Annotated in this window: 16 protein-coding genes; 13 read left to right on the top strand and 3 right to left on the bottom strand. The window is 60.4% G+C overall.

Annotation, left to right across the window (positions count from 1 at the left end; all coding sequences use genetic code 11):
* The first annotated feature begins 48 nt into the window (after positions 1 to 48).
* From ACTQ52_RS03470 to ACTQ52_RS03410, 13 genes are all read left to right on the top strand, one after another.
* Positions 49 to 450 (top strand): DUF2752 domain-containing protein, encoded by a 402-nt coding sequence (locus tag ACTQ52_RS03470; RefSeq protein WP_410043313.1) that lies wholly within the window; start codon positions 49 to 51, stop codon positions 448 to 450.
* A gap of 26 nt (positions 451 to 476) precedes the next feature.
* On the top strand, positions 477 to 2,114 hold the full coding sequence (locus ACTQ52_RS03465; RefSeq protein ID WP_441981821.1) for a DUF4234 domain-containing protein: 1,638 nt from the start codon (positions 477 to 479) through the stop codon (positions 2,112 to 2,114).
* Positions 2,115 to 2,271: 157 nt separating this feature from the next.
* Positions 2,272 to 2,409, top strand: a complete 138-nt coding sequence (locus tag ACTQ52_RS03460; protein ID WP_410043374.1) for a CD1871A family CXXC motif-containing protein — start codon at positions 2,272 to 2,274, stop codon at positions 2,407 to 2,409.
* The gene (locus ACTQ52_RS03455) at positions 2,402 to 3,286 is read left to right on the top strand and encodes a 4Fe-4S binding protein (protein ID WP_441981820.1); all 885 of its coding nucleotides are present in this window, start codon (positions 2,402 to 2,404) and stop codon (positions 3,284 to 3,286) included. The genes ACTQ52_RS03460 and ACTQ52_RS03455 overlap by 8 nt, the downstream gene beginning before the upstream one ends.
* 178 nt (positions 3,287 to 3,464) lie before the next feature.
* On the top strand, positions 3,465 to 4,601 hold the full coding sequence (locus ACTQ52_RS03450) for a TlpA disulfide reductase family protein (protein ID WP_441981819.1): 1,137 nt from the start codon (positions 3,465 to 3,467) through the stop codon (positions 4,599 to 4,601).
* 96 nt (positions 4,602 to 4,697) lie between these two features.
* Positions 4,698 to 5,681, top strand: coding sequence for a hypothetical protein (locus ACTQ52_RS03445; RefSeq protein WP_441981818.1), 984 nt, complete (start codon positions 4,698 to 4,700; stop codon positions 5,679 to 5,681).
* Between the two features lie 145 nt (positions 5,682 to 5,826).
* A complete protein-coding gene (locus tag ACTQ52_RS03440; RefSeq protein WP_441981817.1) occupies positions 5,827 to 6,849 on the top strand; it encodes an SPL family radical SAM protein in 1,023 nt (340 codons plus the stop codon).
* A 148-nt stretch (positions 6,850 to 6,997) separates the two neighbouring features.
* On the top strand, positions 6,998 to 7,849 hold the full coding sequence (locus ACTQ52_RS03435) for an SDR family oxidoreductase (RefSeq protein ID WP_441981816.1): 852 nt from the start codon (positions 6,998 to 7,000) through the stop codon (positions 7,847 to 7,849).
* Positions 7,850 to 8,106: 257 nt separating this feature from the next.
* The gene (gene lon / locus ACTQ52_RS03430; protein ID WP_441981815.1) at positions 8,107 to 10,506 is read left to right on the top strand and encodes an endopeptidase La; all 2,400 of its coding nucleotides are present in this window, start codon (positions 8,107 to 8,109) and stop codon (positions 10,504 to 10,506) included.
* A 65-nt stretch (positions 10,507 to 10,571) separates the two neighbouring features.
* Positions 10,572 to 11,417, top strand: a complete 846-nt coding sequence (locus tag ACTQ52_RS03425; RefSeq protein WP_441981814.1) for a GDSL-type esterase/lipase family protein — start codon at positions 10,572 to 10,574, stop codon at positions 11,415 to 11,417.
* On the top strand, positions 11,374 to 12,360 hold the full coding sequence (locus tag ACTQ52_RS03420) for a leucine-rich repeat protein (RefSeq protein ID WP_441981813.1): 987 nt from the start codon (positions 11,374 to 11,376) through the stop codon (positions 12,358 to 12,360). Before ACTQ52_RS03425 ends, ACTQ52_RS03420 begins: the two co-directional genes overlap by 44 nt.
* A gap of 21 nt (positions 12,361 to 12,381) precedes the next feature.
* On the top strand, positions 12,382 to 13,929 hold the full coding sequence (locus tag ACTQ52_RS03415) for a vWA domain-containing protein (protein WP_441227184.1): 1,548 nt from the start codon (positions 12,382 to 12,384) through the stop codon (positions 13,927 to 13,929).
* A gap of 92 nt (positions 13,930 to 14,021) precedes the next feature.
* On the top strand, positions 14,022 to 15,653 hold the full coding sequence (locus tag ACTQ52_RS03410; protein ID WP_441981812.1) for an ATP-binding protein: 1,632 nt from the start codon (positions 14,022 to 14,024) through the stop codon (positions 15,651 to 15,653).
* 282 nt (positions 15,654 to 15,935) lie between these two features.
* Here the strand turns inward: ACTQ52_RS03410 and ACTQ52_RS03405 are convergent, their stop codons facing one another.
* The 3 genes from ACTQ52_RS03405 to ACTQ52_RS03395 form a co-directional block, all read right to left on the bottom strand.
* Positions 15,936 to 16,547, bottom strand: a complete 612-nt coding sequence (locus ACTQ52_RS03405) for a uridine kinase family protein (RefSeq protein WP_441981811.1) — start codon at positions 16,545 to 16,547, stop codon at positions 15,936 to 15,938.
* A 272-nt stretch (positions 16,548 to 16,819) separates the two neighbouring features.
* Positions 16,820 to 18,634: an ABC transporter ATP-binding protein gene (locus tag ACTQ52_RS03400; protein ID WP_441981810.1), complete on the bottom strand. Its 1,815-nt coding sequence runs from the start codon at positions 18,632 to 18,634 to the stop codon at positions 16,820 to 16,822.
* Positions 18,635 to 18,805: 171 nt separating this feature from the next.
* On the bottom strand, positions 18,806 to 19,579 hold the full coding sequence (locus ACTQ52_RS03395) for an energy-coupling factor transporter transmembrane component T family protein (protein WP_441981809.1): 774 nt from the start codon (positions 19,577 to 19,579) through the stop codon (positions 18,806 to 18,808).
* Positions 19,580 to 19,632: the final 53 nt, after the last annotated feature.

Here is a 19,632-nt window from a genome sequence, read left to right as displayed (position 1 = left end):
AAAGTAGCAATCGTTTTCAAGTAATGGACCGGAGGGCATCATAGCGCCATGAAACATCGCTTGGAGGATCTGGGCGCGCTGGCGCTGATCGCACTGTTTTATATCGTGCTGGAGATGCTGCTCGGTATCGGCTGCCCGTTCAAATTTCTGACGGGTATCTCGGATGCGGGCTGTGGCATGAGCCGTGCCTTCGCGGCGGTGCTGCGGGGCGACTTCCCGCGCGCCTTCTATTTCCATCCGCTGTGGCCACTCCCGCCGCTGGCGCTCGCCCTGTGGATGCTGCGGGAGCGCATCCCGAGGGTGCTTTACCAGGGACTCCTCGGACTGATGATCGCGGCCTTCCTCCTCGTGTGGATCGCGCGCTTCTTCATCCCGGGCCAGGACATCGTGGTGTTTGCGCCATGGAACGGCCTCGTCGGACGCCTGCTGCGACTTTTATTTACGACATAGAAAGACATTCTTACGGAGGTGATAGTATGTTTTGCACGAATTGTGGACAGAAACTCGAGGATGGCATGAAGTTCTGCCCGAACTGTGGTCAGCTGGTGGCACCGGAAACTGCAGACGCGGCCAATGCTTCTGACCTCGGCGCAGATGATGCAGCCGTGGAGACTGTGGAGAGCACCACAGCTGCGAGTGCAGCCCTGGAAGATACGTCGGCAGCAGCCGATGCAGAAGCTTCAGCGGAGAGCGCGCCGGCAGATACACCGCTTGGCAACACGACGGAGCAGTACAAGCACCGCCTCGAGGAGGGGCGCGCCGCGTCCGGTACCGAGGGGAACACCTCGGGTGCTGCGCATAGTACACACGCCGCAGCCACTGACACACAGTCAAACGGCAGCACTGCACAGTCGCATAGCGGTAGCTCGGATCAGACTCAGCCGAACAGCGGAACAGCGCAGCAGCAGACGCCACCTCCGGTGAACCATGGTCCGGCCATGAACGGTATCCCGTCCGAGCCGGACGGCGATGGCACGATCCGAACGGTCGGTTTCATCCTGCTGATCCTCACGGTGCTGTTTGCCGTGCCGCAGATCTGGACTACCATCGCTTCCTTTTTCCGCATCCTCCAGAATCTGGTCAGCTTTAGCTTCCACGGCTTCGTAAACCTCATGTACAGCTTCCTGAACTTCATCCTGAACGTCGTGAAGCTCGCCGGCTACGGCTTCATCGGTGGCGGCCTGTACCTCGTCTGGAAGAAGTGGTCCGATCGTGACGCCGAGCCGCTCCTCATGACCGTCATCGCCGGTGGCGTCATGCTCGTGCTTGAGGCCCTGCTCCGTGGCATCCTTTCCGCTCTTTTCCAGCGCTACTATGCGATCGGCAGCGCCAGCTGGGGCATCGGCTTCGCCATCCTCGCCATCGTGCTGCTCGTCGTGCTGATCACCCAGAAGCAGCTGAATCCATTCGCCGGTCTCGCTGGAAACTTTGCGGACGGACTTCGCCGCGACCTGGACCGCGTGACTGATCTCGCGCAGGGAAAGAACAGCGGCGCCACCGATGGCAGCGGTTATGACACGAATACCTTCGGCGGCGGTAACCCTCAGGCAGCGGGAGCCAATGCAGCGGACGCGAAGGCATATGGCGCTGCGGACGGCAGCATTGGCGCACAGACCGGTACCGCAGGCCACAGCACGGCGGGTGGAGCGACCAGTGCCGACGCCGACGGAAACTTCAACCGCTACTACCAGTCGCAGAGCCAGACGGGCAGCGTGTACACCGGCCCGCTGAAGACGGATCGAAGCCTCGTGCTCTATATCCTGCTCGGCTTCCTGACCTGCGGCATCTACCAGCTGTATGTGTTCTACACCATCATGCGTGATGTCAATGTCGCCTGCGATGGTGACGGCAGACATACCCCGGGACTCCTCGAGTTCATCCTCTTCGGCATCCTGACCTGTGGCATCTACGACCTCTACTGGTTCTACAGTGTCGGCAACCGCCTCGCGGACAACGCACCGCGCTACGGCCTCCACTTCCAGGAAAACGGCACGACGCTCCTCCTCTGGATGCTCATCGGCTCGCTGCTCTGCTTCATCGGAAGCTATGTCGGCATCTACTTCCTGCTGAATAACGTGAACGCCATCTGCAGTGCGTACAACCAGCAGCGGTAATCAACGCTCGATTTCATCACCCTCCGCCATGTGCGGAGGGATTTTTATGTCATACGCCATTCTGATTTCTTAATTATACGCGTTCACAGAGTTTTCATGGATGCCATGGTATAATAGAAAACAGGTTTTTTATGGAAGGGAGTACATCGTGTTTAGAATAAAGAAATCTGTGCTGCAGCTCGCGCTGCTCGTTGTCGGCGTCGCGATGCTGAGCTTCGGCGCGCTGCGTGGTGAGGCGGATACCGTTCTCGCGAAGGCGATTCGATTATGTCTGGAGTGTGTCGGCATTGGATAAGAAAAGTACAAAATCAAAAATGATCAGCCGTTTCCGCGGCGGTATTCAGGCGGAGGCGACGCTGCTCACAAACCTCCACCTGCCGAATTTCCGGACGGGCCGCATCTACCAGGGGCAGGGCAAGATCGCCTGCGTTCCGGGGCTCAACTGCTATTCTTGCCCGGCGGCGTCCGGTGCCTGCCCGATCGGTGCCTTTCAGGCTGTGGTCGGCTCGTCGAGCTTCCGCTTCTCCTACTACATCACCGGCTTCCTGATCCTCCTCGGCGTGCTGCTCGGCCGCTTCATCTGCGGCTTCCTGTGCCCGTTCGGCTGGTTTCAGGAGCTGCTGCACAAGCTTCCTGGGAAGAAGCTCTCCACGAAGAAGCTGAAGCCGCTCACGTACCTGAAGTACCTCGTCCTGTTCCTCATGGTGGTGCTGCTTCCGGCCTTCGCGGGCGACGAGCTCGGCATGGGCGATCCGTTTTTCTGCAAGTACCTCTGCCCGCAGGGTGTACTCGAGGGCGCGATCCCGCTCTCGCTGGCAAACGCCGGCATCCGCTCGGCGCTCGGTCCGCTTTTCCGCTGGAAGCTGCTCATCCTGATCGTGGTCGTCGTCCTGAGCATCCTCATCTACCGCCCGTTCTGCAAGTGGCTCTGCCCGCTCGGTGCCTTCTACGCACTCATGAACCGCGTGTCGTTGCTCACGATCGAGGCCAATGCTGAGAACTGTATTTCCTGCGGGAAATGCGCGAAAGCCTGCGAGATGGATGTCGACATCCTGAAGTCCCCGAACCACGCGGAGTGCATCCGCTGCGGCAAGTGCATCAGCGCCTGCCCGACCGACGCGCTTCACTTCCGCTACGGATTCGGGGAACAGAAGCAGCAGGCAGATACATAATTACACAAACGAGAAAGTTTCGGAAAATCAGCATTGTCCCAACCCCATAATGCTGAATTCTGGAAAGAAACAGAGTCTGCGAACACTGATAATGTAGAATTTCCGGAAAGGATTTGTTTGTGAAAAGCCCGACCATCAAATATAGAAAGAAATGGAAAGAAAAATGAGAAAAACAAGAATGACGAAAATCGAAACCTTTGCCCTCGCTTTTGCACTGAGCCTGAGTCTTGCAGCGTGTGGCGGCGCTGCAAATACGAACAGCGCAGCAGCTACTGCGGCGGCAGGTGCAGAAAGTGTCGACGGAAGCATGGGCGCAGAAAGCAGCGATACCGGTAACGAAACGGCAGGCACAGTTGCAGGTGGTGCCGGCATTGGCACTGGAAACGCAGCGGATCTCGCGACCCTGATGACCGAGGAACCAGCGGATGCCCACGCGGCGACCGAGCTCTACCAGGCGCTGATGGCGCAGGAAAATGAAATCCTCGCCGAGGACAGCGCACTCTGGGAGAAGGTTTTCCTCTCCATCGACAAGGATCAGCAGAAGCTCGATGAGGGCGCGGATTACGGTGACTACCTCCTGAAGGCCATCGACGGCGCGAAGGAGCAGTTCACGACGGATGAGCTCGCACGCCTGAACACGGCAGGAGAGAAGGTCAAGAAGATCGAGGGGAAGCTCAGCGCGCTCGAGGAGAAGTATCCGGACTGCGCTACCCAGCCGGACGACAGCGCGAGTGCCGGTGCCGCAGGTGAAAGCGTAAGTGCCGGTTCTGCTGGCATGACAGGAGACACCGGGGTTAGTGGCATGACGGGTGGAAGCGCGAATACGGCGGGGGGCGATGCAGGCACCGCGGGTGACAGTGCGGACGCCTTCCCGAGCTTCGAGGGCCAGGATCTCGATGGCAACCCGGTCGACAGCGCGACGCTTTTCTCGAACAACGCCGTTACCGTCGTCAACTTCTGGTTCACCACATGTAAGCCTTGCGTCGGCGAGCTGCCGGATCTCGAGGCGCTTCATCAGGAGCTCGCGAAAAAGGGCGGCACCGTGATCGGCATCAATGCCTTCACCCTCGACGGCAGCACGAAGGACACGAACGAAGCGAAGTCCGTGCTCGAGCAGCAGGGCGTGACCTATCCGAACATCTGGTTCGCCTCGAACAGCGACGCCGGCCTCTTTACCGCCGGACTCTACGCCTTCCCGACCACCTACGTCGTCGACCGGAACGGCCGCATCGTCGGCGACCCGATCGTCGGTGGGATCTCATCCGACGCGCAGATGAAGAAGCTGAACGCCCTCATCGACCAGGCCCTGTCTTAAGAATTTCGTAAGGGGGTCTGACCCCATTAAATTTTTCTAAACAGAATCTAAACAGAAGTTTATGGGGTCAGACCCCATAAACTGAAGGGACGCAACATGATTCACATTTTCACCGCACTTTATCCGGAGGCGAAGCCGCTGATTCAGGCGCTCAGCCTGAAAAAACGCGCCACCCAGACGCACTACCAGCAGTTCCTCTCCGAGGAGGGGGACCTCAGTCTGACCATCACCGGTGTGGGGCCAATGCAGGCGGCCGCTGTGACTGCCTCGGTCCTCACGGATTACGACGCCGGTGCACAGGACCAGCTCCTCTCGCTCGGCACCGCGGCTCGACTGACCACGTGCCCGGCATCCATGTGTCATGTAAATAAAATCACGGAAGCAGCTACCATGCGGGATTTCTATCCGGATATGCTTCTGAACACAGGCCTTCCGGAGGCCTCGCTGATCACCGGCGCGAAGCTGTATACGAAGCAGGAATCTGGATATGCGGCAGATCTCTACGACATGGAGGCCGCCGCGATCTACCAGGCGGCGTCGATGTTTCTCGGACCGCATCAGATGAACTTCCTGCGCATCGTGACCGACGATGGGCTGACGCAGGAAGAGATGGAAACCGGAATGACCATGCGTACGGTAACAAATGCAGCATCTGGAACCGAGTCGAAGCCGGCAGTAGGTACGGAAGCGTCCGCCCCTCGCTCCCTCGCTGCGCATGTGACCGACTGCGTCGAGCAGCAGGTGGATACCATCGTCACAGTGGTGGATAAGCTCCGCGCGCTGATGGCGGCGGAGGCCGCCGGGCACCAGGTGCTCACGGAAAACGAGCAGCAGCTGGTGGATAAACTCATCGCCGATGCGCACTTTTCGAAGGTGATGGCGGATGAATGTGTACAGCTCATCCGTTATGCGGCGCTCAGCGAGCTCGACTGGCAGCAGCCGATCGCGGCACTCTACGCGGAGGGTCTCGTGCCGACCCGCGATAAGCGCGCCGGGAAGATCATCCTGGAGCGGCACCTAAGGGCGCGCATCCTCGATGATCGCTGTAAAAGAGATCAATCCGCAGGCATGAAAGCGTGAAGGGCAAGTGATTTCAGGATGCATGGATATGCAGCTGCCGAAATCAAATCGGGCGTGCAGAGCTTAGTGCCAGCGGCGCAGTGTCGATGCGCACCACCCAAGTGGTGGTCGCCTGCATTGGCCAGATAAAGAGAAGGGAAACAGTATGAAAGGGGATTTTCTGAACCCGTCATTTTCACATATCTACATCGAGCGGGCGGTCGACCAGGATCCGCGCTGGCGGGCGCGGGCGGAGCAGATCCTGCGGCACTTTCCGCGGGCGACCTGCATCCCGATCGAGCACTACAAGGATGTCTTCAACCGGCGGCACCAGAGCTATCCGGCGCAGCATCGCACGCAGGCGCTGATCCTCGCGGTGAAGCATGGCCGCTCCGTCTATCCGGGCGCGCCGGTGTGCCAGAGCATGGGTGAAGAGCACTTCTACTACGCGAGCTCGATGATGAACTGCCTGTTCGACTGCGAGTACTGCTACCTGAAGGGCATGTACCCGTCCGGGAATCTCGTGATTTTCCTGAATCTGGAGGACATCTTCGCGGAGGTCGAGGCCCTGCTTCGCCAGCACCCGGTCTACCTCTGCATCTCCTACGACACGGACCTCCTCGCGATCGAGCCGCTCTGTGGCTACGTGAAGGCCTGGACCGACTTCACCGCCGCGCACCCCGATCTCAGCATTGAGATCCGCACGAAGTCCGGCAGCGAGCACCTGTGGGAGGGTTTCAATCCCTGCCCGCGGAACATTTTCGCCTTCACGCTGTCGCCGGACTACGTCGTCTCGCACTATGAGCACCGGACCGGCACCCTCACCCAGCGGCTCGCGAGTATCCGCCGCGGCATGGCGCTCGGCTTCACGATCCGTCTCTGCTTCGACCCGATGATCGCCTGCCCGGACTGGCGCACGGTCTACGGTGGGATGCTGGACGAGGTGCTCCGCACGATTCCGATGGCGGCGGTGCGCGACGTCAGCCTCGGCAGCTTCCGCCTGAGCGACAGCTACCTGAAGCAGATGCGCCGGAACATGCCGGATAGCGCCGTCGTCCAGTACCCGTACGTCAATGAAAACGGCGTCTATCATTATGACGCAGCGCTGACGGAGGAGATGGAGCGCTTCATGCTGGAGCGCCTCACGACCGTCCTGCCGCGCGAGCGGATCTTCCGCTGGGAGAGCTGACTTCCCTCGGTGATTCGGCCAATGCAGTCGGCCTCCGCGCCGGGACCCGCTCCGGGCGTCACGGCTCCGTTGCGCTCCGCACGACATCCCGGTGTCGCGACATCGATGCATCCTCGAAAACATGTCACGGAAAGAAAGAGATATTACTATGGAAGAAAGTCAGAAAAAAGTGGCGCTGGTGACCGGCGCTTCCTCCGGCATTGGCCGCGCGATCAGTGCGCGCCTCCTCGCGCTCGGCTACGAGGTTTATGGCATTGGCCGGCAGTTCCCGGCGGAGCTTCCGAAGGCTTTGGTCAATGCAACCGATCGGTCTGCAGGCACCCGTCCGCAGGCCCCGCTCGCGCCGGAAGCAGAGGCAGCGGCCAGGACGCCGACGAATCCGTCTGCTTCTGAAATCGCTGCAGCCGCCGGGTCGCCCGCTGCCTTCCACCCGATCGTCTGCGATCTCCTGGATACGAAGAAGCTGCAGAGTGTCGTGGCGGCACTTCAGAAGGAGTGGAAGCAGGAGAAGAGAACCCTCACACTCCTCGTCAATAACGCCGGCACCGCGTACTATGGGCTTCACGAGGAGCTGCGTCCGGAAGGAATCTCCGAGATGGTGCGCGTGAACCTCGAGGTGCCGATGCTCCTCACGCAGCAGCTGCTTCGGACACTGAAGCAGAACCACGGCACGGTCATCAACATTTCCTCGGTGACCGCGATCGGCTCGAACCCGCACGGCGTCGCCTACGGTGCGACGAAGGCTGGGCTTCTCAGCTTCAGCCGGAGTCTCTTCGATGAAGCGCGGAAGTATGGTGTGCGCGTGACGGCGATCCTCCCGGACATGACCGACACCGAGCTTTACCGCCATGCCGACTTCACGGCGGATCCCGCGATGGACGCGCACCTCGAAGCAGAAGATGTCGCTGACGCTGTCGAGTATGCATTGACTACCCGCGCCGGCACCTGCATCCCGGAGATCATCCTGCGGCCGCAGCTCCACCGGATCAAGAAGAAGTGAAGCGAGTGCCGGCATGGCTGCTCGGGAAGAAAATGTCCCCGGGCGGTCATCTGCTGACCGGCGGAAACATTGGCCTAGGCGAGTTCTAAAAAAACCATGAACTCCCGGCGACTAATTGACAGCACATAGGGCGAGTGGTATTCTTTTATAGAATTGGCACTCGTATAAGTAGACTGCTAACAGGCTGCGACCTGCAGTGGGAGAGTGTCGTTCAAAAAGCCTTGTGTTCACACAAACTCTTTTCAGGAGCATAAAATATGAAAGTTTTACCACTTTACAACGTGCTGGTGTTACCGCACTCCAATATATTTTTCCAGACCCAGGCCTTCCGTGCGATGGCCGGGAATAACATCTACCAGGGTGATGAAGTGACCATCCTCGTCCTCCGGGATCAGCAGACGCGCGAGGAGATGACGGCGGAGAGCTTTTATCCGATCGGCGTCGAGGGCGTCGTCGAGGAGATCAGTACGGACGGTTACGTCGTCGTGCAGACCGCGGCGCGTGTCGACGTGCATCAGGTGCTGGTCAACGAGAATCACGAAATCTTCGTTGAGACGACGAAGCGCGCGGACATCATGGATATGGATCCGGCCGAGGCGCACATGAAGCTCGCGAAAATCAAGGAAGGGCTCCGCGAGATGGTGTCCCGTTTCCGTTTCGGCGACATGATGCGCACCTACATCGATCAGTACAGCTCGATCGAGGAGGCGGCGTCGGTGCTCAGCTCATGGTTCACCCTCACGAACGAGGAGCGCTACAGCCTGCTGCAGGAGGACTCGACGAAGAAGCGTTTCGAACGCCTCGAGCGCATCATCTATGAGTATTCCGAGGTCGCGAAGGTGACCTCCGACGCGCAGTCGGCGCAGCAGGAGGACTACCAGAAGGCATATAAGGAGCAGGCACTCCGTAAGCAGATCGACTATCTCCAGAACGAGCTCGACGAGATGCATCCGGAGCAGGTATCCGATGCCCGGAAGTATGAGCGGAAGATCGAGGAATCCGGCATGAACGAGGAGGCGAAGCGCGAAGCGACGAAGGTCCTGAACCGTGTGAAGAACGACGGCGCGAATTCTGCCGAGTCCGGCATGCTCTACGATTACCTCGATTTCGTGACCGGTCTTTCCTGGAAGAAGGAAGCTCCGGAGACCATCAACCTCGGCGAGGCCCAGCAGATCCTCGATGAGGATCATTTCGGCATGAAGAAGGTGAAGGAGCGTATCATCCAGCAGATCGCGGTGATGAACCTCCGGAAGTCCCAGGCCGGCTCCATCCTCGTCTTCGTCGGTGCCCCGGGTACCGGCAAGACCTCGATCGGCAAGTCCATCGCGAAGGCGCTGCACCGGAAGTACGTGCGCGTTTCCCTCGGCGGCGTACGGGATGAAGCGGATATCCGCGGCCACCGCCGTACCTATATCGGAGCGATGCCGGGCCGTATCATGGATGGCATCGCGAAGGCCGGCGTGTCGAACCCGGTCATGGTGCTTGACGAGATCGACAAGCTCTCGAGCTCCTTCAACGGTGATCCGGCGAGCGCCCTCCTCGAGGTCCTCGATCCGGAGCAGAACAACAGCTTCACCGATCACTACATGAACGTACCGTATGATCTCAGTGACGTGTTCTTCGTCTGCACGGCCAACACCCTCGACACGATCCCGTCTCCGCTGCTGAACCGTATGGAGGTCATCGAGTTCCAGGGCTACACTCCGAGCGAGAAGCTCGAGATCGCGAAGCGTCATCTCTTCCCGAAGGCCCTGAAGAACGTCGGCCTCGCGGAGGGCGATGTGGCGCTCACGGATGACGTCCTCGACACGATCATCTCGGACTATACACGCGAAGGCGGCGTCCGTGGCCTGAAGAAGCGCCTCGACACCCTCTGCCGTATCGCCGCGGTGAAGTACATCCAGGAAGAGGAGACCGCCGCGTCTGCTCTGGCCAATGCTGAGACGACCGTTGAAGCCACCACGGCCTCGCAGCCGGAAGCCGGTACGCCGGTCGCCGTCTCCACTTCGACCGCAGCTGCTGAAAAGCATCCGGTGATCCAGGTGACCCGCGAGAACCTGCGCGACTTCCTCGACATGCACGCCCTCCCGCATAACAAGGTGAAGGCCTCTGCACAGCCGGGCGTCGTCACCGGTCTCGCCTGGACCCAGGTGGGCGGCGAGATCCTTTATATCGAAAGCCTCTTCACGAAGGGCAGCGGCAAGACGATCATCACCGGCCAGCTCGGCGACGTCATGAAGGAATCCAGCGCCATCGCGCAGGCTCTCGTGCAGTCCCGTTTCCCGGAGCAGGCGGAGCTCTTCGAAAAAAACGACCTGCATATCCACGTGCCGGACGGCTCGACCCCGAAGGACGGCCCATCGGCCGGCATCACCATGACGACCGCTATCGCCTCCCTCGTAACCGGCATCCCGGTACCGCCGAACATCGCCATGACCGGTGAAGTTTCCCTCGAAGGCGTCGTCAGCGCCATCGGCGGCCTCCCGGAGAAGCTCATGGCCGCAGAGCGCGCCGGCGTCCAGAAGGTCTTCATCCCGAAGGAGAACATTGACGACCTCCGCGACGTCGCCGCCGAAGTCCGCGACAGGCTCGAGATCATCCCGGTGGAAAGCATCGAAGAAGTGCTGACCGCACTCGGCATCCTGAAACACAAGTGACTCCACCAGAAGAGGATATTATGAAGCGAAACTATCCACCTCATCGTATTATAAAGAGATTGTCAATGCAGTCGATCACTACGTCTGTGCTGGCCCGTATCCTTCTCAGCGCACTGTTCGCTCTCAGCTTCACGATGAGCGTCTGTGCGCAGACGAACACGAAGACGAAGGTGGCCTGCATCGGGGATTCGCTGACGCGCGGCTATCTCCTCGAGGACGCGCAGTCCTACCCGGCGCAGCTCCAGCAGCTCCTGGGCGCGCAGTATGAGGTGCGGAACTTCGGTCATACCTCGAGCTACGTCATCGACGACGGCCCGGTCGAGTACCGGAACACCGAGGATTACAGCGCGGCCATCCAGTACGACGCCGACATCCTGATCTTTATGTTCGGGGCCAATGATGTGGGCGCCTACAACTTCACGCCGCTCTACTTCCAGAATCAGTACAGGGAGCTGATCGACAGCTTCCGGCAGACGAAGAAGCACCCGAAGATCTATCTCATCATCGCACCGGACTCCCGTGACCTTCACTTCGGCCTGATCCAGCAGACGATTCAGCCGGTGATGACCCTCGGGCAGCAGCTCCCGGCGATCGTGATCAACCCGTACTACCTCTTCCTCGGGCACCCGGAGGACTACCTCAGCGACGGCCTGCACCTCACCGGCACTGCGTATGGAAAGCTCGCAAAGCTGGTGTACCAGGCGATGCAGGGAAGCGCTTCATATGTAGAAGCACCGGTCGAGCCGATCTCCCCGGAAGTGCAGGCGGAAAACAACCGCCTCTTCCAGCAGGCCACCGAGTATCAGGCAGCTGAGCGTGCCGCAAAGGCAGCCGCCCTTGCGGAGCTCCGTCAGAAGTACCCGAATTATGAAACGACAGGACTTTGGATCGCACATGGCATTCACATTTGAAATCAAAACCGAACGAAATCGTACCTTTGCGTCCGTGACGGGCTATGACGGCCCGGTGCGGACGCTTTTTGTGCCGGCAGAAACCGCGGATCACATCCCGGTCGAGGAAATCGCCGGCCGCGCCTTCGCCTCCCGCGCAGACCTCGAGGAGCTGATCCTCCCGGAGAGCATCCGCTGTATCCGCTCCTTTGCCTTCCATAACTGCGCCCACCTCCACTACGTGAAGCTGAGCGACAGCGTCGTCGACTACTATGACGGCGCGCTCCGCCAGTGCCCCGAGCTCCAGGACATCGAGCTCATGCTCCACACCCCGGGCCACTTCCGCCTTCTGAAGGAGCTCGTCGGCGACAGCGACGCGATGCTCCCGCTGACGATCCATTTACCTATGGGCGCGACTGCGGCGCTGACCTTCCCGTCCTATGCGGACAACTACCAGGAGGACACGATGGCGCGCGCGATCCACGAGCACATCGAGGGTGCCGGCTACGCCACGCGCCAGCTCGTCACCCGGACCGGTATCGACTTCCAGGGCTACGACCGCCAGTTCCAGCGCTTCACCTACGACGAGCCCGCGAGTGCGGTCAATGCTGCCTTCGGTCGTCTGATGCATCCCTATCGTCTGGAACCCTCGTTCCGTGCACAGTACGAGGATTACCTCCGCGCGCAGAGTCCGACGATCCTGCCGCGCATGCTGCGCGGCGAACGCGAGGAACGCTTCGGCCATGAAGGCGAGCTTCGCTGGATCCCGCAGGAGCCGGCACGCACCGCTGAGCGCCTCAGCTTCCTGGTTACGCACGAACTCATCCTGGAGGAAGCCATCCAGCCGGCCCTCGACGTCTGCACCGAAGTGCAGGACATCACCAGCGCTGCCCTCCTCATGGACTATAACCGGAAGCACTTCGCCGCTGCCTTGAGCAGCGGCCCGGAAATCTTCGAACTGTAATCAGTATAGAAAGGAGCCGTCGTGGCGAAACTGGAACGCATGCGGGCCCATCAGGACCTGATCGATTTCGGAAACCGAATACTGAACGAAGCGCGGACCGAGCTCTACATCCACCTCCGCTTCATGGCGCGTGCGCTCGACAGCCTCGGCTACACGATGGACCTCGCGACGCAGTCCATGGGCACCGACGCGCGGACGATCCACTATAATCCGAACTTCGTCTTCGCGCTCTTCCTCGAGAGTCCGCAGAAGCTGGACCGCCTCTACCTCCACATCCTCCTGCACTGCATCTTCCGGCACATGTTCAGCTCGGACCAGTACGAGGATCAGGCGCTCTGGGACCTCGCCGCGGACATCCAGGTCGAGTCTGTCCTCGACTCGATGGACTACGACATCATCAACCGCCCGGCCTATCCCTTCCGCGAGGAGTGGTACGAGCGCCTGCGGGCGGAGTGCCGCGTGCTGAGCGCCGAGCGTATCTACCACTATTTTCACCTGAACAAGCCGGACCTCGACACGCTGCAGCAGCTGACCCTCGAGTTCCACAAATGTGACCATCAGTTCTGGAAGCGGATGGAGGATCCGGCGGGCGGCAGCCAGCCGGAGATCCCGGAGGATCTTTTGGACGACGCCTCGACCCCGCCGGATGCCAATGCAGGCGACCCGGACGTAGATGGCTCCGACGCCACAGATCCTGAAAATCCAGATCATCCGGCGGCCGCGTCGAACGCTTCGGATGCCGGAACTCCCGACAGCCCGCCGGCCGCCGAGCCAGACCCCGCCACACCACCGAAGAACGGGACAGGAGCATTGGCCCAGGTGGACGAAACGGTGCTCGATGAGCAGTGGAAGGACACGGCGGAGCGCCTGCAGACGGAGCTCACGACCTTCGGTGCCGAGGCGTCGGACGAGACCGGCAGCCTCGCCTGGGTGCTCGCCGCGCAGTACCGCCAGGAGACCGACTTCCGCGACTTTCTCGAGAAGCTGACCGTGCTCCGCGAGGTCACGCACGTCGACCCGGACAGCTTCGACTACGGCTATTACAATTACGGCATGGAGGTTTACGGCAACATGCCGCTCATCGAGGAGAACGAATTCCGCGAGGAGCGCCGCATCTCGGACCTCGTCATCGCCATCGACACCTCGGCCTCGACCGAGCAGGGACAGGTCCAGCGCTTCCTCGACGAAACCGCCGCGATCCTCCGCCGGCGGACGAACTTCTTCCAGCGGATCCGCGTGCACCTCGTCCTCTGCGACGACCGCGTGCAGGAGGACATCGTGTTGACGAAACCGGAGGAGATCGAAGACTACGCTGCCCATTTCGAGATGAAGGGTGGCTACGGCACCGACTTCCGCCCCGTCTTCCAGTACGTGGAGAAGCTGCGGACCCAGGGCGCACTGCCGGAGCTCCGCGGACTCATGTACTTCACCGACGGCCACGGCCCGTACCCGACGAAGCCGACCGACTACCAGACCGCCTTCGTCTACGACACCTGGGCCGACATCGACGACCAGTCCGCCCCCGACTGGGCCCTGAAGCTTTACCTGAAAGACACAGCCCAAATATAGACACATAGACAGGAGGCCAGGAGGACTGTGCTTCTGTTGCCGGTCCTCCGGCCCCCACCTAAGCCGCACTCAAACCCACGAAAGGCATAGAAATGAACATCATCGAAGCAAAACAGGAAATCATCCACACGATCCGCGCCTATCTCATGAAGGACGAGACCGGCGCTTACCGGATCCCGGTCGAGAAGCAGCGCCCGATGCTCCTCATGGGCCCGCCGGGCATCGGCAAGACCGCCATCATGGAGCAGATCGCGTCGGAGCTCGGCATCAACCTCGTGTCGTATACCATCACACACCACACGCGCCAGTCCGCCATCGGCCTCCCGTTCATCTCGAAGCGCGATTTCGGCGGCGAAGAGTATTCTGTCACCGAGTACACCATGTCCGAGATCATCGCCGCGGTCTATGAGCAGATCGAGCGCTCTGGCATCCACGAGGGCATCCTCTTCCTCGACGAGATCAACTGCGTGTCCGAGACCCTCGCCCCGATGATGCTGCAGTTCCTGCAGTACAAGACCTTCGGCACCCATAAGGTCCCGGATGGCTTCGTGATTGTCACCGCCGGCAATCCGCCGGAGTACAACCGCTCGGTGCGCGACTTTGATATCGTGATCCTCGACCGTGTGAAGCGTCTCGACATCACCGCGGATGTCGAGGCCTGGAAGCGCTACGCCTACCAGATGGGCGTCCACGGCGCGATCCTCGCCTACCTCGACATCAAGAAGGAGAACTTCTACATCGTGAAGGCTGACCTCGCGGGCGCACAGTTCGTCACCGCCCGTGGCTGGGAGGACCTGAGCCGTATCATGACGGTCTACGAGGAGATGGGCCTCCCGATCACGCGCGAGCTCGTCCTCCAGTACCTCGAGGACCCGGAGGTGGCGCGCGACTTCGCGACCTACTACGCCCTCTATCAGAAGTACCGCACGAGCTATCATGTGCAGGAGATCCTCGCCGGCCAGCGCCCGACCGACCTCCACGCGCTCGTCAGCGCCCCGTTCGACGAGAAGCTCTCCCTCATCGGCCTCCTCACCGACGCCCTCGGCCAGGACTTCCGCGCCTATGGTGAGCAGGTGGATATCCAGCGCGCCGTCTTCACCGAGATGAAGAAGCTCCGCGACGCCCTTTCGTCGGCCAATGCCATCGACCGGAACGCACATACCGCGCCGGTCGCGCCGACGGCCCCGGCAGGGAACGCTGCCGACCGACAGCCAGAAGCCTCTGGTTCGAGCGACGCCCTCACATCAGGCAACCTCCAGGCGCAGCTCGCGGCGGATCACGACGCGATGGTCGCCGAGCTCCAGCGCCGGCAGAAGGCGCACCTGCTCAGCCACCGCGCAGAGCGCATCGAGCGGAAGGCCATCCTCGCACTCGAGGAGCTCATGCATGAGCTCAGCCTCGCCCGCGGCGACGGAACGGCCACCACGGACGAAGCGCTGTACGCCCTCGCAAAGCAGTGGTTCACGAAGCGGGAGAGCGCACGCAAGGCCGCGATCGAGAAGACCGGCGCCGAGCTCACGAACGCCTTCGGCTTCCTCCACGACGCCTTCTCCGACGGCCAGGAAATCGTCCTCTTCCTCTCGAACCTGAACGCCAGCAGCGCCTGCCTCCGCTTCATCCGGGAGTGCGGAAACGACGCGTACTATCAGTACAACCAGTTCCTGCTCCTTCACGACCAGCGCAGCACCCTCCGCGCAGAAGCCGCCCGCATGCTCGAGCTGTAAAGCGGAAATCTTCGATTGTATACACTGGGAGATATAACAAGATATAACAAAAGAATGAAGATATAACAAGATATAACAAGGTATGACGTGGCCCATGAAGCAGGGAGGGATTCTAAGAATAAGAAAAGCCGTCAGCAATCGCTGACGGCTTTCTGGTATCTGGATTTTATTCTGTTTTTGTCGGTCTGGCATGGTGGCAACATGTGTGGATGCGTTACGCGTGACAGAATCGTCTGACCGCTTCATGAGATCCGCGGCAACATGTGCGATCGAAATACGGTATCATGAAAACATGATCGTGATGTCGCACTTTTCCTGGATGCCCATGCGCTCGATATAGATGTCCGTCTTCGGGATCCACTTATCGATGTAATCGTCGAGCTCGGCGGTTCCCTCGCGGTCGATGACGTTCTCGATCTGCTGCGGATACTTGATGTCCATGAAGATGCGAAGATCATATGGATCGCCGAAGTACGGGTTCATGCAGTAGGTGCCCTCGATGATGTTCAGGCGCTTCACCGGCACCTCCCGGGCGAACTCGGGATCGAAGTCCATCGTGTGGTAGTTGAACGGACGGTAGTACACGACCTCCTTCCGGAGCACAGGCTCCAGCACCTCGGCCTTAAAACGCTCGTAGTCAACATTGCCCCCGACCTCCCGGAGACGCTCCGGTGTGCGCTGGTGCGCCTGGAGATAGTAGTCGTCGAGATGGAACAGATTCCCACCGAACTTCTCGTGCAGATACTTCGAGATGGTGGTCTTTCCGGCACCCGTACGGCCCTCGATCGCGATCAGCAGCGTATCATCTTCGGTACGTATCAGCTCTTCTATTGCGAGGACCACCGGCATGAAACGCGCGCGATCCCGCTGTTGCTGCTCATATGAACTTGCCATAATTTTCCTTCTGGAACTCCCACCCGTGCCGGACAACACCCTCGCGGGCCCTGCGCTTTCCAATCCCTGCGCAGGCGAATGTCTACATGAGTGAGCTCCCCGTCGCCACAAGTGCACCGACCGTGGTCTCGATACAGACCACTCCTGTGCGTTTTACGCAGATTTTACTCTGCAGAATCTTTTAGATTGTAGGCGCTTCCTAAATTTATGTCAAGTTTTCGTAGACGGTTCAGACAGGGGATCCGGGAGGGGCGGCAATGCTTCTTTGATCATCACATCTCTTCCAGTTCTTCCAGCAGCTCGTAGAGCGGCGGGGCGGCGAGGGCGGCCTTTTCGAGGACCGGGTGGTTCCGGAAGACCTCAGCCGGCGCGCCGTCGGCGAGGATCTCGCCGTGCGCCATCGCGATGACGCGGGCGAAGGAGCTCGCGACGAAGTCCATGTCGTGGAGGATCGCGATGACGAGCTTCCCCTCTGCGGCCTTCGCCTGGATGATCTCGCGGATCTTCTCACGACCGTTCCAGCTCTGGGCGATGGTCGGCTCATCGAGGATGATGACGTCCGTGTTCATCGCGAGCACGGAAGCGATGGCGATCATCTTCCGATCCGAAAGCTCGAGGTCATACGGGTTTTCGGCGGCCTTCTCATCGAGACCGACCATCCGCAGCGCTTCGTGGGCGCTGGCCTCCGCCTCCTGCGGGGACATGCCGATATTCAGCGGGCCGAACATGACCTCCTCGAGCACCTTATACTTGAAGATCTGGTCGTCCGGATTCTGGAAGACGTAGCCCACGCGGGACGCGAGTTCTGCGACGGTCTTCGTCTCGAGGTTCTCTCCCTGGTAGCGGATCTCGCCGCTGTCCGGTTTCAGCAGGCCCTTCAGCACACGCACGAGGGTCGTCTTGCCGGCACCGTTCTGTCCGATGATCGCCGTCGGCCGGTGGTCGAGTGCGAGGTTCAGCCCATGTAGCACCTCACGCCCCTTTACATAGGAGAAGCGCAGATCTTTCACCTGGAAGGTGGCGCTCGCCGAAGCGTGATCGCTGCTCGTCGAAGTAGAAGCTTCGGCAGCAACCGCCTCTGCGCCGGCGCCCGCAGGCTGTGCAACATCCGCCATGCCGACGCTGCTTTCATCGTCTATCTGCGTTGCCATGCCGGCGCTGTTTTCGGCCGCTGCCTGCGGCGTCGCACTCTCCATCTGAACCCCGGCGGTCATCGTCCGGAGCGACGCGATGAGCGTCGCACGGTCCACACTGGACGCTTTCACGCGTTCCAGCGTTTCCGCATGCGTCACCGGGAGGGTGCCATCCTCGAAGACGAGTGCATTGGCACGGGCGAAGCAGGTATAGGCCGGTGGATTCACGCCGAGATCATAGAGATCCTCGCGGGAGAAGATCTTCCGCGGCGTGTCGTAGTCGACGACATGACCCTGGTGCATGAGGAGCACGCGGTCACAGTAGCCGGCGAGCTTCTCGATCTTCTGCTCGATCATGATGATCGTGATGCCCATCTTCGTGAGCTCGTCCACGGTATGAAAGACCTCCTCGGAGCCCTCCGGATCGAGCTGGGAGGTCGGCTCATCGAGGATGAGGACGTCCGGCTTCATCGCAAGCACAGAGCAGATGGCCACGCGCTGAAGCTGACCGCCGGACAGGTCGAACGGATTCCGGTCGCGGTACTCCCAGATGCCGAAGCAGCGGAGCACGGACTCGACGCGGGTGCGGATCTCCTCCGGCGGGAAGCCGAGGTTCTGAAGACCGTAGCCGACCTCGTCGTAGACCGTGTCCTTCGCGCCGCTCAGCTGATTGAACGGATTCTGGAAGACGAGGCCGACGTGGCGGCAGAGCTCGGACACCGGCGTGCTGCGCGCATCCATGCCACAGACCGTGACGGAGCCGCCGTACGCGCCCTTGTAAAACTGAGGGATGAGACCGAGCAGCGCCTGGCTGAGCGAGCTCTTGCCCGCGCCATTCTCACCGGCGATGCCGATGAACTCGCCCTTTTCGACCGTGAAGCTGACGCCGTCGAGCGCGAGCTGCGTCGTTCCCGGGTAACGATATTTAAGATCCTTCACTTCGATGAGAGACATGATTTCCTCCGATTTCGAACTTACGCGATGCTCACCACACGCGGCGGGCCCGCTTTATAACCCCATGATGGTCTGGTCCCGACAGCCGTCGCCTGGGCCAATGCCGTCGGCCGTCACATAAATGCCGGGTGCTGCAGCACAGTGGCTGCGACAGGTGTATGCCGTCGGCCGTCACAGTACGTGGGTGACGCGCAGCACGAGGGTCACCACCACGGCGAGGATGCTGAGCGTCTTCAACACGTGGTCTGCCTTCGAGTACGGGTGGCTGTAGAGATAGGTCTTCTTCGCGGAGCCGCCGAAGCCACGTACCTCGAGGGCGATGGCACGCTCACGGGTCGAGGTCAGTGCGGACATGACGACCGGGGAGATGAGCGGCAGAAACGCCTTTGCACGGGTAAGGAGGCTGCCCTCGGTCTCCATGCCACGGCTTCGCTGGGCGTCGGAGATCGTATTCATCGTGCCGGTCATCTGCGGGATGATCTGGAACACGGAATTGATGATGTAGCCGAACTTCGGACTGAAGCCCTTCTTCTCGAGCTCCTCGACCAGCTCCGACGGACTCGTGGTCAGCACGAGGATCGCAAAGCTGAGCAGCATGTTCAGGATATTGAGGCCGATGTGCGCAGCGTAGAGAAGTCCTTCCTTATAAAAATGAACCGGTCCCAGGGAGAAGAGGACGGTCATGTTCTTCTGGTTGAAGATGCCCTGGATGATCACGACGGTCAGGATGATCGTGAAGGAGAAGGCCAGCAGCGGGAAGGCCTTGTGCACGAGCCCCGCACTCTTCAGAAGCAGTATGCTGAGCAGGATCACGCCGAGAAAGACCGTGAGATGCCCGGAAATCAGCGGCACCGCGATCGCCGCGACGAGATAGAAGATCTTCGAGAACGGATGAAGCTTCGTCAGCCAGGAGCCGTTGTTCGTATAAAGAGAGATGGATTTCATGATGTTCACCCTGTCGATTCCGCTGCAGCGGCTTTCGGTCCCGGACGGGCGGG

This window comes from Oribacterium sp. Sow4_G1_1 (genome assembly GCF_052116105.1).
Taxonomy (GTDB): domain Bacteria; phylum Bacillota; class Clostridia; order Lachnospirales; family Lachnospiraceae; genus Oribacterium.
This window is presented reverse-complemented; position numbering and strand designations above follow the sequence as displayed.

What these genes read in the sequence shown, in the direction of transcription:
- ACTQ52_RS03470 (WP_410043313.1), top strand. Translation starts at nt 49, where the DNA reads ATGAAACATCGCTTGGAGGATCTGGGCGCGCTGGCGCTGATCGCACTG.
- ACTQ52_RS03465 (WP_441981821.1), top strand. Translation starts at nt 477, where the DNA reads ATGTTTTGCACGAATTGTGGACAGAAACTCGAGGATGGCATGAAGTTC.
- ACTQ52_RS03450 (WP_441981819.1), top strand. Translation starts at nt 3,465, where the DNA reads ATGACGAAAATCGAAACCTTTGCCCTCGCTTTTGCACTGAGCCTGAGT.
- ACTQ52_RS03445 (WP_441981818.1), top strand. Translation starts at nt 4,698, where the DNA reads ATGATTCACATTTTCACCGCACTTTATCCGGAGGCGAAGCCGCTGATT.
- ACTQ52_RS03440 (WP_441981817.1), top strand. Translation starts at nt 5,827, where the DNA reads ATGAAAGGGGATTTTCTGAACCCGTCATTTTCACATATCTACATCGAG.
- ACTQ52_RS03435 (WP_441981816.1), top strand. Translation starts at nt 6,998, where the DNA reads ATGGAAGAAAGTCAGAAAAAAGTGGCGCTGGTGACCGGCGCTTCCTCC.
- lon (WP_441981815.1), top strand. Translation starts at nt 8,107, where the DNA reads ATGAAAGTTTTACCACTTTACAACGTGCTGGTGTTACCGCACTCCAAT.
- ACTQ52_RS03425 (WP_441981814.1), top strand. Translation starts at nt 10,572, where the DNA reads ATGCAGTCGATCACTACGTCTGTGCTGGCCCGTATCCTTCTCAGCGCA.
- ACTQ52_RS03420 (WP_441981813.1), top strand. Translation starts at nt 11,374, where the DNA reads ATGAAACGACAGGACTTTGGATCGCACATGGCATTCACATTTGAAATC.
- ACTQ52_RS03410 (WP_441981812.1), top strand. Translation starts at nt 14,022, where the DNA reads ATGAACATCATCGAAGCAAAACAGGAAATCATCCACACGATCCGCGCC.
- ACTQ52_RS03405 (WP_441981811.1), bottom strand. Translation starts at nt 16,547, where the DNA reads ATGGCAAGTTCATATGAGCAGCAACAGCGGGATCGCGCGCGTTTCATG.
- ACTQ52_RS03400 (WP_441981810.1), bottom strand. Translation starts at nt 18,634, where the DNA reads ATGTCTCTCATCGAAGTGAAGGATCTTAAATATCGTTACCCGGGAACG.
- ACTQ52_RS03395 (WP_441981809.1), bottom strand. Translation starts at nt 19,579, where the DNA reads ATGAAATCCATCTCTCTTTATACGAACAACGGCTCCTGGCTGACGAAG.